This is a genomic window from Streptococcus sp. FSL R7-0248 (assembly GCF_037967965.1).
In the GTDB taxonomy this organism is placed as follows: Bacteria; Bacillota; Bacilli; order Lactobacillales; family Streptococcaceae; genus Streptococcus.
This window is the reverse complement of sequence record NZ_CP150201.1, coordinates 221870-236593: the sequence shown is the minus strand read 5'-3', so window position 1 is coordinate 236593 and position 14724 is coordinate 221870. Positions and strand designations below refer to the sequence as shown.

General features: G+C 39.9%; 18 protein-coding genes. 4 read left to right on the top strand and 14 right to left on the bottom strand.

What is annotated here, in order from left to right:
• Positions 1-87: 87 nt before the first annotated feature.
• The 8 genes from scpB to NYE32_RS01205 all read right to left on the bottom strand — a co-directional run bounded on the left by scpB (position 88) and on the right by NYE32_RS01205 (position 5169).
• Complete coding sequence (gene scpB / locus NYE32_RS01240; RefSeq protein ID WP_037598975.1) at positions 88-669, bottom strand: SMC-Scp complex subunit ScpB; 582 nt, start codon at positions 667-669, stop codon at positions 88-90.
• Positions 662-1375 (bottom strand): segregation/condensation protein A, encoded by a 714-nt coding sequence (locus NYE32_RS01235; RefSeq protein WP_037598974.1) that lies wholly within the window; start codon positions 1373-1375, stop codon positions 662-664. Before NYE32_RS01235 ends, scpB begins: the two co-directional genes overlap by 8 nt.
• Positions 1375-2136 carry a site-specific tyrosine recombinase XerD gene (gene xerD / locus NYE32_RS01230; RefSeq protein WP_037598973.1) on the bottom strand — a complete coding sequence of 254 codons (762 nt, stop codon included), beginning with the start codon at positions 2134-2136 and terminating at the stop codon, positions 1375-1377. Before xerD ends, NYE32_RS01235 begins: the two co-directional genes overlap by 1 nt.
• The gene (gene cbpB, locus NYE32_RS01225) at positions 2090-2572 is read right to left on the bottom strand and encodes a cyclic-di-AMP-binding protein CbpB (RefSeq protein ID WP_002883680.1); all 483 of its coding nucleotides are present in this window, start codon (positions 2570-2572) and stop codon (positions 2090-2092) included. Before cbpB ends, xerD begins: the two co-directional genes overlap by 47 nt.
• Positions 2569-3090 (bottom strand): metallophosphoesterase, encoded by a 522-nt coding sequence (locus tag NYE32_RS01220; protein ID WP_037598971.1) that lies wholly within the window; start codon positions 3088-3090, stop codon positions 2569-2571. Before NYE32_RS01220 ends, cbpB begins: the two co-directional genes overlap by 4 nt.
• Positions 3072-4046: a nucleoside-triphosphate diphosphatase gene (locus NYE32_RS01215; protein ID WP_037598970.1), complete on the bottom strand. Its 975-nt coding sequence runs from the start codon at positions 4044-4046 to the stop codon at positions 3072-3074. The genes NYE32_RS01220 and NYE32_RS01215 overlap by 19 nt, the downstream gene beginning before the upstream one ends.
• Positions 4039-4854: a glutamate racemase gene (gene racE, locus NYE32_RS01210; RefSeq protein WP_037598968.1), complete on the bottom strand. Its 816-nt coding sequence runs from the start codon at positions 4852-4854 to the stop codon at positions 4039-4041. Before racE ends, NYE32_RS01215 begins: the two co-directional genes overlap by 8 nt.
• 63 nt (positions 4855-4917) lie before the next feature.
• The gene (locus NYE32_RS01205) at positions 4918-5169 is read right to left on the bottom strand and encodes a YneF family protein (protein WP_002883695.1); all 252 of its coding nucleotides are present in this window, start codon (positions 5167-5169) and stop codon (positions 4918-4920) included.
• A 245-nt stretch (positions 5170-5414) separates the two neighbouring features.
• Here NYE32_RS01205 and NYE32_RS01200 point away from each other — a divergent pair, with 245 nt between their 5' ends.
• Complete coding sequence (locus NYE32_RS01200; protein WP_037598967.1) at positions 5415-5957, top strand: TetR/AcrR family transcriptional regulator; 543 nt, start codon at positions 5415-5417, stop codon at positions 5955-5957.
• A gap of 32 nt (positions 5958-5989) precedes the next feature.
• On the opposite strand, the gene NYE32_RS01195 is transcribed toward NYE32_RS01200, so the two are convergent.
• The gene (locus tag NYE32_RS01195; RefSeq protein WP_037598966.1) at positions 5990-7243 is read right to left on the bottom strand and encodes a diaminopimelate decarboxylase; all 1254 of its coding nucleotides are present in this window, start codon (positions 7241-7243) and stop codon (positions 5990-5992) included.
• Positions 7244-7380: 137 nt separating this feature from the next.
• On the opposite strand from NYE32_RS01195, the gene NYE32_RS01190 reads away from it, so the two are divergent.
• Complete coding sequence (locus NYE32_RS01190) at positions 7381-8517, top strand: DUF5105 domain-containing protein (protein ID WP_051411988.1); 1137 nt, start codon at positions 7381-7383, stop codon at positions 8515-8517.
• A gap of 37 nt (positions 8518-8554) precedes the next feature.
• On the opposite strand, the gene NYE32_RS01185 is transcribed toward NYE32_RS01190, so the two are convergent.
• From NYE32_RS01185 to NYE32_RS01175, 3 genes are all read right to left on the bottom strand, one after another.
• A complete protein-coding gene (locus NYE32_RS01185) occupies positions 8555-9244 on the bottom strand; it encodes a Bax inhibitor-1/YccA family protein (RefSeq protein WP_037598964.1) in 690 nt (229 codons plus the stop codon).
• Between the two features lie 23 nt (positions 9245-9267).
• Complete coding sequence (locus NYE32_RS01180) at positions 9268-9771, bottom strand: HD domain-containing protein (RefSeq protein ID WP_002883682.1); 504 nt, start codon at positions 9769-9771, stop codon at positions 9268-9270.
• A 101-nt stretch (positions 9772-9872) separates the two neighbouring features.
• Positions 9873-10610 carry an RNA methyltransferase gene (locus tag NYE32_RS01175; protein WP_037598963.1) on the bottom strand — a complete coding sequence of 246 codons (738 nt, stop codon included), beginning with the start codon at positions 10608-10610 and terminating at the stop codon, positions 9873-9875.
• A gap of 102 nt (positions 10611-10712) precedes the next feature.
• On the opposite strand from NYE32_RS01175, the gene NYE32_RS01170 reads away from it, so the two are divergent.
• Together NYE32_RS01170 and yidC are read left to right on the top strand one after the other, a co-directional pair.
• Complete coding sequence (locus NYE32_RS01170; protein WP_037597401.1) at positions 10713-10991, top strand: acylphosphatase; 279 nt, start codon at positions 10713-10715, stop codon at positions 10989-10991.
• An 86-nt stretch (positions 10992-11077) separates the two neighbouring features.
• Positions 11078-11995, top strand: a complete 918-nt coding sequence (gene yidC / locus NYE32_RS01165) for a membrane protein insertase YidC (RefSeq protein WP_037598962.1) — start codon at positions 11078-11080, stop codon at positions 11993-11995.
• 167 nt (positions 11996-12162) lie between these two features.
• On the opposite strand, the gene greA is transcribed toward yidC, so the two are convergent.
• Both greA and mltG read right to left on the bottom strand, forming a co-directional pair.
• Positions 12163-12645 (bottom strand): transcription elongation factor GreA, encoded by a 483-nt coding sequence (gene greA, locus NYE32_RS01160; RefSeq protein ID WP_002883697.1) that lies wholly within the window; start codon positions 12643-12645, stop codon positions 12163-12165.
• A gap of 84 nt (positions 12646-12729) precedes the next feature.
• Complete coding sequence (gene mltG, locus NYE32_RS01155) at positions 12730-14706, bottom strand: endolytic transglycosylase MltG (RefSeq protein ID WP_037598960.1); 1977 nt, start codon at positions 14704-14706, stop codon at positions 12730-12732.
• Positions 14707-14724: the final 18 nt, after the last annotated feature.

The window sequence follows — 14724 nt, the reverse complement described above, 5'->3', positions numbered from 1 at the left end:
TTCTACAGCTTAAGCTGTATCCTTTCTACCTAGCATCTCTGCTATGTTTCTTTATTTTTTAATGATTAGTTTCAACAAGGTTTAGTCTTAATTGTCCAAGTCCTCAAGCTCTTCTGGAGCATCTTCCCTAAAGAGACTTGTTTCCTGCTCTTCAAGTTCTAGTTGGTCAATCGCCACAAGTTCGTCTAAACTGTTAATCCCCATATAGTCTAGGAAATAATCAGTAGTCGCATATAGGTTAGGACGACCGACAGCATCTTTTTTACCAGCTTCTTGAATGAGATCAAAGGCTTGAAGTTTAGCAATAGCACCACTAGAATTAACACCTCTAATGTCATCGACTTCAGCACGTGTAATAGGCTGTTTATAAGCAACTATAGAGAGAACCTCGAGACTCGCTCGGGATAGACTTTGGTTGATTGGCGTTTTAGAATAATCACGAAGGAGACTTGCAAAATCTGGCTTAGTCACCAGCTTATAGGTATTTGACGATTCCAATAAACAAAGAGCTGAATCCTCGTCTGCCTCGTACTTGGCTTGTAATTTCTCCAAGGACTGAGTCAGACCCGTCACTGGCATTTCCAAAAGCTGTGCCATAGCACGTAGACTAAGACCATCTTCACCAGCCACAAAAAGTAAAGCTTCTAATCGTGCTAAGTGACTACTCATTCGTCCATTCCTTTCTTAATGTGATTGTACCAAAAATTGTTTCCTGCTGTACTGATATGCGATGTACCTTAATCAATTCAAGAGTTGCCAAAAAGAGGGTGATTACTTGATTCATATCCTTAGCATCCGTGAAAAGTTCATCCAGATACAGCTCATTTTTTGAGCCAAATGCTTCCTCAATAATCAGCATCATGTCTTCAATTTTATAATCGTCACGCGCAATGGTTGTGTGGTTTCGGCGAATTTCTTCTTGCTTTTCAGCCATGATTTTTGAAAAAGCCAAGAAAATGTCTTGAATGGTCTTATCCTGATTCAACGTTACATCTTCATAAACCAATTCTACTTTTGGTTTTGAAAAATACTGAGCTCGTACCTCATGCTGCTTAGCCAACTCTTGACTAGCTGCTTTGAAGCGTGCATACTCTTCCAACTGACTCAAGAGCTCTAGTTCTGGATCATCTGCTTCAGGCTCAGCTTCCACCACTGTGGGCAGAAGCTTACGACTCTTAATCAGCATGAGCTGACTAGCCATAAGCATATATTCCCCAGCAACTTCAAGCTTCATGGCTTGCAAGGTTGCCAAATAAGCCAAGTATTGCTCGATAACCTCAACAATGGGAACATCGTAAATGTCTACCTCATACTTAGAAACCAGATGGAGCAACAAATCCAGTGGCCCCTCAAAATCTTTTAACTTAATATCCATTAGGTTTTATAGTATTTCTCCAAGGTCACTGGACTTTTTAGTCCCAGTAAACGAGCAAGTTCAAAGGCGCCCGTTCCCTTTTCAATCTGTCTAAGAATAAATTGCTGACGCAAGACTTGAGCGGTTACATTCGATAAGCCACAGTCACTAACATAAGTCTGGATTTGCTTATACAGCCATTGTCGAGTATAGAGCTTACCCAAAAGCAAGCCCTGGCTGTTCGCATCTTTAATGGCCAACAAATACTGCTTCACATCTGCTTCAAGTCTGAGAACACGCTTAGTGCTTCCCTTGGCCACAGTCACAACACCAAAATCCAAGTCAATATCGGCCCAGTCCAACTCCAAAATCTCTGAAGGTAAGAGTCCCAACTCTAGAATCAGCAGACAAGCCAGCTTACCAACCCCTTCACGCCCCTCATAAAGCGATGAAAGATCCAGTGTTCGCAACTTATCCTCCTGAGAAGGTATTGTAACCGTCTCTGATAGTTTGAAAAATTTCTCTAATTCACCCTTTTGATAGAGGTATAGCAAAAATTGATTGACCGCAGAGCGCTTACGCTTTTGTACGGATGGCTTCCATTCCTTCAGTTGGTTTTCATAGAGCTTGAGACTGGTTTGATCAATTTGTCCTGAAATCGACGTTGCAAACTGCTTAAGATCATAAGCATAAGCTTGCTTTGAACTCTCCGAAATGACCTTAGTAGCCAGAAAATCAGTGATCTGAGTTGTCAGTTGTTTTTGGAATGATGATATAGTCATGTGTAAAGTCATGTAAGAGGCTATTAACCGCCTTTAGAATCGATTTTCGTGTGATAATTCCTTTGAAAATACCTTGGCTGTCAACCACAGGAAGGAAAGGATTATTAACTAGCTTATGCATTACCTCATTTAGATTGGCATTATCTTCCACTGTTTCCACAACATCTGATGTCATCGGCCCGATATCACGGTTAACCATCTCCCACTCTTGCAAGTTATGTTCATCTTGATAACGCTTAATATCCGTTAAAGATATGGTCCCAAGATAGTGCTTATCCTTAGTCAAAACGGGAACGCGCGAATAACCATTGCTTGTCAAAAGCAAGACCACATGATCAGCGTTGTGACTATCAATAAAAATAGCAACCTGATCTGATGGAATTAAATAATTATCTAAATGAGCCAACAAAAAATCTTCAAATTCTTTAGCAATCATCGTTCAAATTCCTGTGTAAGTTCTGAATAAAGTTCATGGTCACGTGTGTAATATTCCACACGAATTTTTGCACTGTTTATAATCACCTTAGCATAAAGTTTCTCATGGATAGGCCCACGTGGCTGCGAAACAGAACCTGGGTTGATAAACACTGTCTTACCATTTCGCCAAGCTGCTGCCGCATGCAAGTGTCCATAGAGACAAATATCTGCATCCTCTTGTTGCGCCCAAAGATCTAACTTGTCCCAGGTAAAATTAATGCCATAGAGATGACCATGTGTTTGTGCAATAATCACATCTCCAAGTTTAACGACCAAACGTTCTGGATAACCTGAATCATAATCACAGTTTCCTCGAACTACATAGATACCTTTCCAAACAGGATCACTTGATTCTAACTCCGAATCTCCGTTGTGGAAAATGGCATCCACCTTTCCTTGATAACGATTTTTTATATCTGCTACAATATCACGATCCCCATGGGAGTCGCTCATTACGATTATTGTTTGTTCTGCCATGCTGGGAAGACCTCCATAAGTTTCTTAACAGCTTGTCCACGGTGAGATTGTTCATTTTTCTCTTCTGCAGAAAGCTCTGCTGCTGTTTTACCCGTATTACCAACTAAAAAGAGAGGATCATAACCAAAACCATTGTCACCTTTAGGTTCTCGGCCAATATAACCCTTCCAGTCGGCATCAACAACCAAACTATCACGTCCAGGTGCTGCAACAACTAGGGTTGTATGGAAGTTCGCCGTACGTTTGCTATCATCAAGCACCATAGCGAGCTCGTGCAATAATTTAGCATTATTTTCAGCATCTGTGGCATCAGGGCCTGCAAAGCGCGCAGACCAAACACCTGGTAAGCCTCCAAGAACATCTACCTGCAAACCAGAGTCATCTGAAAGGACCATTTTACCAGTTAATTCAGAAATGGTCTCCGCCTTCAAGCGTGCATTTTCCTCAAAGGTCATACCTGTTTCAGCAACTTCAGGAAGGTCTGGATAATCATTAAGATTCTCTACCTTAATGCCTAGTTTTCCAAATAGTTTACGAAATTCCTTAGTTTTTCCTTCATTGCGTGTCGCAATCAATAGGATATCACCAAAATCTGATTTGTTATCAGAACCAAAGAAATCACTCAAGGTGACACCTTCTCTAGGCACATGAACATAGACAAGCTTATCTCCTTCACTAACTACCAAGGCCCCTTGATGTGGCGTAACAGCTAGGTCTCGACCAGTTTGCTCTTTCAAGCAATCCAAAATAAAGGATACCAAGCGAAGGTCTGAAGAATGTTTAGCAATATGTAACTGGAAACCACTAACAGCCAAAACGTTAGTCAAGGCTTGGAAAAGGTCAACAAATTGTTCATAGGCCTCATCACCACCAAAACAAGTCAAGTGATTGTAGCTTCCAAAACTAGCCAAATACCAGTCTTGTTCGTCTTTATATTCTAAAATTGATTTAGTCATTTTCTAACTCCTTGTCCAAATCGACATGTTGGACAGCAACTTCTTCACCCAGCCATTGTTCTGCGATTTCTTTAAAACCAAGCACACTAGCTGTGGTGTAATATTCTTCCGTCTTGTCTTCGACTTCACGGCTACGATTAATTTCAAAATAATTGAGCAAAACGGAAACATCACGAACTGTTTCAGCTCCGCTATCAATTAGCTTGACACTTGGCCCCATAACATTCTGGATGATAGGACGTAAAAGTGGGTAATGGGTGCAGCCCAAAACCAAGGTATCTACCTTGCCGACTAAAGGTGCCATGCTCTCATAAACAATCTTTTTAGCCACACTTGAGTTAATTTCATTGGATTCAACAATAGGGGCAAAGCGAGGACAAGATAAACTCAAGACATTCATTTGTGGTGCCAGATGCTTAATTTTTTGTTCATAGATGTTAGAGGCAATCGTCATAGGAGTCCCAATGACGCCAATATGACCCGATTGACTAGACTTAATGGCAGCACTAGAACCAGGCAAAACCACACCTAGCACTGGGATATCCAAGGCTCCTTTGATTTCCTCCCAAACTACTGCTGTTGCCGTATTACAAGCAATAACGATCATTTTTACATCTTTGGTCAGAAGAAATTTAACCAACTGCCAGGTATACTCTCTGATTTGTTCTGCTGGTCTAGGACCATACGGCGCCCTAGCAGAGTCACCAATATAAACAATAGACTCGTGAGGCAACTGACGTTTAAGTTCACGTACCACCGTCAGTCCTCCGACACCAGAATCTAAAAATCCTATAGGTCGATTATCCATCTTGCCTCCTTATCCCCTAGGTTACATGTAAAAAGCTGAGATTCACGTCCCAGCTCCCCACCATTATTTTTTCTTTTTCTTGCTATCTGCAAGTGCTTGTTTTTGTTGTTTGATAATTTGGTTATATGTTTGACGCACTTTTGCTTCATTTGGCTTTTGACCCGCAGCCGACATCATGGTACGAACAGCGTCCACATTCAAACGAGGATTTTCAGCCAATTCTTTCTCCATTTGTTTGCGGGCAAAGTATGCGCCTCCATAAAAACCACCCAAAAGGGCTACAAAAACAAGAATAATCCAAAGGACGGTGTTCATAAATTTAATTCTCCTATAACGTTGATTTACCTTATATTATAGCAAAAATGGACCCTACTGACAAATAAGACGTTGGTTCTTAAAAACGTATAGAAAAAAAGTTTTTTCGTTTAAAATATCGATAAAATGAGAGTTTCAGTATTTTTCACTTACAACTGTAAAGGACTTGTAAGATTTCTAGAAAAAAAATAGGTTATTATATAAGTTGTGGAATTATTATTATGTTTATATAAAGGGGTTTATTTATGCTCAAGGAAGCAACTATTTCCGAACGAAAAATTGTCAACGCATTTATTGAACTCTTAGAAGAGAGTTCACTCGAACAAATCAGCATCACAGACATCATCAAGAAGGCAAATCTCAGCAGACCAACTTTCTACTACTACTATTCAAATAAAGAAGATTTGGTTGAAACAACCTTCTCAAAGATTTTAGATAAAGTTTCAAGTATTCTTCAGGAAGACATGACCTACCAAGAGGGTGTTGTTACTGAAATGCTAAGATATCTTAAGGAAAATCAAAAGCTCTGTCTCACCTTAATGACACACATTCCAAACATCAATGAGATGATTCGTGAATTCATTATCGAGACCATCCTTAACTCTGATATCGAAAATGTTACAGAGCTCATGGAACAAAGCTATCATATTCCTGCCAAATATTCATTGGAAATTTATGTTAGCACTATTGTTACCATTTTAACACTCTGGCTCAAAGAAGGCTGTGTCGAATCCCCTGAGGAGTTAGCCGATATCATTCTTGAAGCTGTAATCATTAAAGTAAAATAAGCTAGGGCCTTTAAGGCCTAGCTTATTTTTTGTTAAATGTCAAAATCAAAACCATCAAGAGTAGCAAAGTAATCATTCATCGTCTCTGCACGGCGGATCATACGAGCCGTTCCATCTTCTTGGTAGAGAATTTCTGCAGAACGAAGACGTCCATTATAGTTGTAGCCCATTGAGAAACCATGTGCACCTGTGTCGTGGATAACCAAGGTATCTCCAATACGAGCTTCTGGCAATTCACGGTTCTTAGCAAACTTATCATTATTTTCACAAAGAGAACCTGTCACATCAACTACTTGAGTGTCACCATCTGGATTAGTCATATTCGTGATGTGGTGGTAGGCATCGTACATAGCTGGACGAAGCAAGTTAACCGCAGAAGCATCTACACCAACGTAACGACGATAAGTGTCCTTAATATGAAGAACCTTAGTAACAACAAGGCCATGAGGTGCTGTCATGAAACGTCCAAGTTCAGTGTAAATACTAATGTGTCCAAGATCATTCGGAACAAGGATCTCATCAAATTTAGCATGAACCCCTTCACCGATAACAGCAATGTCATTTTGCTTATTAGCCGGTGTGTAGTCTACCCCAACACCACCTGATAAATTGATAAAGTCAAGACTAACTCCAAGTTCATTCTTGATTTCTACCGCCAATTCAAAGAGTTGAGCAGCCAAGGTTGGGTAATACTCATTCGTTACTGTATTTGACGCTAGGAAAGCATGCAAACCGAATGATTTCACTCCTTTTTCTTTAAGGTAGGCATAACCTTTGAAGAGTTGTTCCTTAGTCATCCCAAATTTTGATTCTTCAGGATGATCCATGATATCAGTACCAAGAGAGAAGACACCTCCTGGGTTAAAGCGCAAAGAAAGGGTTTCAGGAAGCCCTGCAGCCTCTTCCAAGAAAAAGATATCTTCGTAAGCATCAAGGTTAATTGTCGCATTAATATCACGCGCGTAAACAAACTCTTCTGCACGTGTATCATTAGATGTAAAGCTAATCGCGCTACTATCAAAACCAATTTTCTTACTCATGACAAGCTCTGTATCGGTCGCACAATCGACACCACACCCTTCTTCTTTCAAAATTTTGAGGATTGCTGGATTAGGTGTGGCCTTTACAGCAAAGAATTCTTTAAAACCTGGATTCCACGAAAAAGCTGCATTAACTGCACGTGCTGTTTCACGAATCCCTTTTTCATCGTAAAGATGGAAAGGTGTGGGAAATTCTGCAGTGATTTGTTCAAGTTTATCAGCTGTAATAAAAGGTGTTTTTGTCATTTTATTCTCCATTTTTTTACAATAGTAATCCTATTATAGCATAAGAAAAGGCTTGAAACCCAATTTTCTAATAATCTCAAGGCATATTTCATGATACAATAGACCTATAACCTAAATAAAATAACGGGGGATTATTTATGAAAAAATATCTTTACTCTGGGGCTCTTGCTCTAGCAGCCATCTTAACACTCTCAGCATGTGCCAAGCCAAAACTTGATGCCAAGCTTTCTGTTAACGATATTGTCTATATGTCAGGAAGCGACCTCAAGCTCAAGGATGACCAAACCCTAGTCGAAGTCTCATTCAAACTCGAGAATACTTCGGAAGATATGGAAAATGAGCTCAACACATCTGCTAAACAATTCTACCTCAAAGATAAAGATGGTAAAAAAGTCACAGCAAGCAAGATCGACAAAGGTGATCTCCCTACTCTCTTCAACAAAAATAAGAACGTAGAGGATGCTACAGATGACTTTGGAAAGCTTGAAGCTGACGACTACAAAACTGTCTCACTCTTTTTCGAAGTTAACAACGACGAAAGCTATAAACTCTATTTTGAATCAAAGGATGAGAAGACAGAAGGACAAACTGTTTCTACTAACCTAAAAGATTTCGATGGTAAAACAACTACCAATGTTAAAAAGGCTGTTGATGCTTATTTCAACGCAGTTCTTCTAGGTGGCGAAAGCAAAGACTACAGCAAATTTGTTTCTAACGACTTGGACAAAGCTAAGGGCGAACTTAACCAATATTTCTCAGATAGCCTTCAATACAGCTATGATGCAACTGATAACATCAAACCAACCGGTGATGAAGTTCCAAAAGTTTTTGGTTGGGTTCAAACAGCTAACCGTGAACGCGGCAGCTACACTGTTGACAACATTATCGTCGCTAAAGATAAGGCAGAATTCAATGTCAGCATGTCAACTATCAGTATGAAAGCTGCAGACGATGCCTATGGTGCTAATCACCCAAATCTCACAGACGAACTTAAAAACTACCTACAAAGCAATGGTGCTAACGCTGGAAATGTCGACCAACTGACAAGACAATTCTACATGGAAACTTACCTACCGAATTCAATCAAAGAAGTAAGTCCATCAGCACCAAAGACTGAAGGTACAAATATCTTTGATAATTACTCAGTCGAGCTTACTAAAAAAGACGACAAGTGGGCTTTCCCAGATAAAGATAGCTATGTGGGAAAATGGGATTACTATCCACTCTTCTACGCTTACACAGGTCAGCAAGGAACACTCACAAAAAACTATTAGACAGTAAAAAAATCAGCCATCTGGCTGATTTTTTTTACTAATTTCGTCTAGCAAAGAGTCGCAAGATATTCAAGAATAAGTTAATGAAATCCAAGTAAAGACTAAGTGCCATAGAAACTGCCCATCCATCTGTGACCTGACCATTGGTACCATAATAAACCTTCTTAATCATCTGGTTATCGTAGGCAATTAAACCTGAGAAAATAAGAATTGATACAATACTAATCACAAAACTCATCATGCTACTTGCAAAGAAAAAATTAATCAAGCTAGCCACAATAATCCCAATCAAGGCTGCCATAAGGAACTTGGCCATGCCTGATAGATCTCGCTTAATGGTAACTCCGATAAGTGCCATGATAAAGAAAACAATGGCAGTGCTAAGGAAAGCTTGGAAAACAATGGCTTGCGTATATTGTACGATGATAAAGCTAAGTGTAAATCCATTCAGAGCAGAATAAACCAAAAATAAAGGTAGAGCCGCAGGTGTATTCCTTCTTGCAGCACCGCTAGCCAAAAAGACCAAACCAAACTCTAAAAAGAGTGCCGCCATGTAAACCCAAGAATAATTCATGAGAATATTGACAAAAAGATGCGAAAGAGGGAAGAGCATCAGATAAGAGATGACTGCTGAAAGTCCCACTCCCATACCGACAAGACCATAAATCTTTCCGAAAAAGCGGTTCAAACCCGCATCACTAGTTGTATAAATTGCATTTGATTCCATAGTTATCTCCTAAAAATAATGAATTATTGGTGGTGGCTTTGTAGAGTCTTGCGACGGAAAAACTTACGATTTTTGATTCGGTTTCGTAAGGGTGTCGCTGCTTCTTTAACCGCCCAATACTTATCCACCATAGTAACAATATAAGATTCCTTATACTTCGGCGGCGCAATCGTTGCTCCCCACATATGCTTGAGAATAATATCCTCTTCTTTTTTGTTCAGATTAACAAGCTTTCTGGCATTACGAACAGCAATACGTGGATGTACCCAAGCATGACTCTTGTTAAATTTAGTCACTCGCCAATCATAATAGAAAAAGTCATGTAAGAGACCACCTCGAGCTGTACTCTTGGCATCCCAGCCAAATTTTTTAGCAATCTTATAGCTGGTGTAACTAACATTAACCGAGTGTTCTAAACGTGTCGAATGATGGTGCTGTACAATCCCATCCAATTTTTGAAAACGTGGATGAGAAATCAAATGTCCCACAACTTCCATGAATTCTTTATCATCTTCTGGTCGTTTCATAATAATACCTCATTAATGTTTCTAATGCTTCTTCATTATACCACTAGTACTTAAAATTACTTTAAAAGTCAGTTGTTTTCTCCTAAAATCATCCTTGAGACCTAGAGACTAAACATGAGAATTCCTGCTGCAACAGCAACATTCAGACTCTCCGCCTGACCTGGCATGCTAATATGTACGAGTTGATCAGCAGACTCAGCCATTTCCTGACTAATTCCCTGACCCTCATTTCCCATTACTAGGGCAAAATTGCCATCTGTCTTAACTGCTTTATAGTCAACGGAAACATCGGAAAGAGTCGTTGCTAAGACGGGTATACCTTGTTTTCTGCAAGCCTCAACCATGTCAAGAATTGGTCCACGATAGATTGGAAGGTGGAAATGACTTCCCTGCATAGAACGCAAGGTCTTCTGATTATAAATATCAGCTGATTTATCCGACAAAAAGACTCCGTCATAACCTGCGGCATCTGCTGTTCGAATCATTGTTCCTACATTACCAGGGTCCTGAACATCCTCCAAGAGCAGATATTTCCCTGAGAGAGACTTTGGCAAGGCTTGAGATTGTTTAGCAACTTCTACCACAATCCCTTGAGGTGTCTGAGTTTCACAGAGTTCCTTAAGCACCTCTGGACTAACCAACTTGACCTTAGACATATTAGCCACACGATCAGCCATTTCCTCAAGTACGAAAACTTGAAGAATCTCGGCACCGCTTGCCTTTGCTTCCTCAAAAAGATGCCATCCTTCTAAAAGATAGCTAGTTTTACGGTGCTTACGCTGCAATAATTTTCTAGCAGACTTAATGCTAGCATTTTGCTTTGATTGAATGATTTCCATACACTCATTATAGCAGAAATCCCCTGATAAATCTTGGACTTGACCGACTTTATAGCAAGGATTATACTAAAAGAAAGAGCTTTCAAAAGGAGGTCATGGACCATGCAAAAAGTACGATTATTAGTCTCAGGAAGAGTCCAAGGTGTTGGTTTTCGTTATTCAACCTATGCTCTAGCACTAGATATTGGAGATATATGCGGTCGGGTTTGGAATAACGACGACGGTACTGTTGAAATTCTAGCTCAGTCAGATAACCCTTCTAAGTTAGCTAAATTTATTCAAGAAGTTCGAAAGGGACCTTCAAAATGGTCTAAAGTAACCTATGTCGATGTGACCATGGCTAACTTCCCTAATTACAGCGATTTTCGCATGGCTAATTAAGGTTGGAGCTCCGTTTTTAACTTGTTCTCTTCCTTAAAAAAAGGTAAAATAGACAGGTATAACTAAAAAACAAAAGGAATGATATTGTGAATAAAAATCAAAAACGTCTAGCCCTGATGGGGCTTGCTGCCAGCATGCTTCTCTTTCTATCAGGATGTGTGAGCCTTGATAAGTCTGGTAATCCTACTGGTTGGGTTTGGAACCTACTTGGTCGCCCTATGAGCCACGTCATCACCTACTTCGCACATAATTTAAATCTGGGATTTGGTCTTGGCATTATCTTCGTAACCATCATTGTTCGTTTGATTATCTTGCCACTTGGTCTTCACCAATCTCGTAGCGCAGCCTACCAAGCAGCAAAACGTGAATACCTTGCGCCTATCTTAGAACCAATTAACGAACGTTTGCGCAACGCTGAAACTCAAGAAGAAAAAATGGCTGCCCAGTCTGAACTCATGCAAGCTCAGCGTGAAAACGGTCTAAGCTTGATGGGCGGTGTCGGCTGTCTTCCTCTATTGATTCAGTTCCCATTCTTCTCAGCACTCTACTATGCAGCACGTTACACTCCTGGTGTACTCAAGGATAACTTCCTCTGGTTTAACCTTGGTCACCGTGACTTCCCATTGATTATCATCATCGCAGCGCTTTACTACTTCCAATCTTGGTTGTCTATTCAACAAGTTCCTGAAGAACAACGTAAACAAATGGCAGCGACGATGTACAGTATGCCAATCATGATGATCTTCTTTGGTATTAGCTCACCTGCAGCCGTAATCCTCTACTGGTTCGTTGGTGGTATCTTCTCTATTATCCAACAGTTGATTACCAACTACATCATTAAACCTCGCTTGAAAGAAAAAGTTGCTGAAGAGTTCAAAAAGAACCCTCCAAAAGCACCTCGTACAACACCAAGCAAGCGTAAAGATGTGACACCAAAAAATACTCAAGCAATTGCGAGCAAACCAAAGAAAAACCGTAACGCCGGTAAGCAAAATCGTAAATAAGGTACAAAGCACTCTTGGAATTTTCCAAAAGTGCTTTTCTTATAGACTAATTCAGACTAACCTAATTCCTAATAGCGCCAACAACCAAAAAAGGAGTGCGACAGAACGACTGTTTTGTCTCACTCCCACTAGTTTCAAATATTGAACACCTTAATTCCAACAGTCACCTAGGCTGTTTTTTCTACACTAAGGATTTCCACAGAGTAGCTACCTGCTGGTGATTCGATAGCGACTTTGTCGCCAACTTTCTTACCAATCAAGGCTTGAGCAATCGGACTTTCATTTGAAATCTTACCTGAGAAGATGTCAGCACCGGCTGCACCAACAATATGATAAGTATCTTTGTCGTTTGTACCAACTTCTTGAACAACAACAGTTTTACCAATTGCAACTTCGTCATTAGCAACAGCATCACTATCAACGATTTCTGCATAACGAATTTTTGTTTCAAGAATTTGAATTTGTCCTTCAACAAAGGCTTGCTCGTCTTTGGCTGCTTCATACTCAGAGTTTTCTGAAAGGTCACCATAAGAACGTGCAATCTTAATACGTTCTACAACTTCTGGACGACGGACGAGTTTGTACTCCTCCAATTCCGCTTCAAGTTGTTCTTTCTCCGCTTGTGTCATTACATATGTTTTTTCTGCCATTTTTTTCTCTTTCCTATTTTTTGAGCCCTTGGCTTTATTTTCAAAATCACTCTTTGTTTGCTTGATTTTAATGAGCCAATCAGACTATTTATCTTTTAGTTTGCTATTAATGTAAGTTTCAACGTTATGCTGATGCTCTTCATAGCTTTCAGCAAAATAGACATTACCAGTGGTTACATCTGCAACAAAGTACATGTACTTGGTAGATGATGGATTGATAACCGCTTCAATTGCAGACAGACTAGGGCTGTCCACAGGACCTGGCATCAACCCCTTATGAACATAATCATTATAAGGAGAGTCAATGTTTGTGTCAATAGTTGCATCTTCTTTCAAGGTCGTTTCCTGACCAAGTTTTCCAAGAGCATAAAGAACTGCAATATTACTTTGTAGAGCCATATCTGAGTTAAGACGATTATAGAAGACGCTCGCAATATTTTTACGGTCGTCATCTGTAGCTCCTTCTTTTTCCACAAGAGAAGCTAGGGTCAAAATTTCATTAACATTGTGTCCGCTAGATGAAATCGTCACATAGTAAGGTGATAGGTAGGTGTCCATCGTTGACAACATTTCCTCTGCCAAAGATTCCACCGTCGTATCGTCATGAATGTTATAAGTCGCTGGGAACAGATAACCCTCTAGGACATACTTAGCATCCGTAGAATTCGGAAGGTTTGCCAACAAGGTTGGGTACTTCGCTTTCATCTTAGTAATGAAAGCATCATCCTTCATCAGCTTCAAGAAATCTTTTGCCTTAAGTCCAGTTGATGTTTTTTTGCCTTTTTTCGCTGAGGAATTAACTTCAACTGCCTTAGCAATTTGATCAATGGTGTATCCTTCTTTGACCAAGACCGTACCAAGAGATGGCTCCTGAGGTTTATCACTTCCTTTTTTCTGAAGTGCCTCAATAATTTCATCCATGGTCATGCTAGCCTGAAGGTTGTAATAACCACTTTTCAGATTTGAGATATTCTTAAACTTGGTATAGTAATTAAAAACCTTACCAGACTTAATGACACCAGCTGATTCCAATAGTTGACCAATGTAACTGCTACCTGAATTTTCAGGAATTTCAACACTAACAAACTTAGTTGAATTAACATCTTTTGCGCCAACAGCATCACTAACATAACGATAACCAAAGAATGCAGCTACTGACAAGATAAGTAGCAAGAAGATAATAATATTTCTTGCAATTTTACCAGCACGACGGTTATTTTTATTGCGTTTGTGATTTCGGTTAGAACGTGAAATCGGCTCTTCGTCGACAATGTCAGCCTGTTTAACATCTTTTGGCGAAGACTTTTTCTTCTTCACTTTCTTACCTTTCTTTTTCTTAGGTTTTCCAGAGGCTTCTAGAGAAATACTCTCATCATCCTCATTACCATCAGCCACTATCTCTGATTGAACCTTTTCTTGCGACGCTTGGTCACTTGTTGTATGATGTTCCTGCAAGAATGCTTCTTTTTGACGTTCTGAGGTCAATTTGGCCTCCAATTCTTTAGGGTCTGTATAAATAGCTTCGTTAGACTTAGCTTCAATGAGCTCCTTGGCAACATCTGCAGGAATATACTCCTCTTCAGATGCTTCGTTAAGGCTAGTTTCCCAAACTGGACGTTTAAAACGGCGTTTCGACGTTTCAGTCTCCTGAGGAATATTTACCTTTTTCTCCTCCTCAATAGGCTCTTTAGAAATAGACGCTACATTTGAATGAGCATCAGGCACTAAAGACTCAGCTTGAGAAACAGAAAACAAGCCAACACTATCTTGTTGAGAATCTTGAGCCGTCTCAGAAGTCATAGATTTAGCCAAAGCACTGTGAGAAACAGAATGTGAACTAAAATCTTGGTTACTTACTTTATTGGACGCTGATGTACTATGTGTTGTAGCGCTCTCAGCTGACGTTGAACGTGGTGTCTCGGGCATAGTTGCACTTTTATTATGCTCCTCCTCGCGAAGAGAACGGAGCCGTGTTGCTTCTTGTAAATCTCGAAGAATCTGATCTTTAAAGCTTAGGCTATCTTCAGCAGATTCCGAGTGTTCATTAAACTTGTCCGTCAAGGCATACCTCCTCTATAG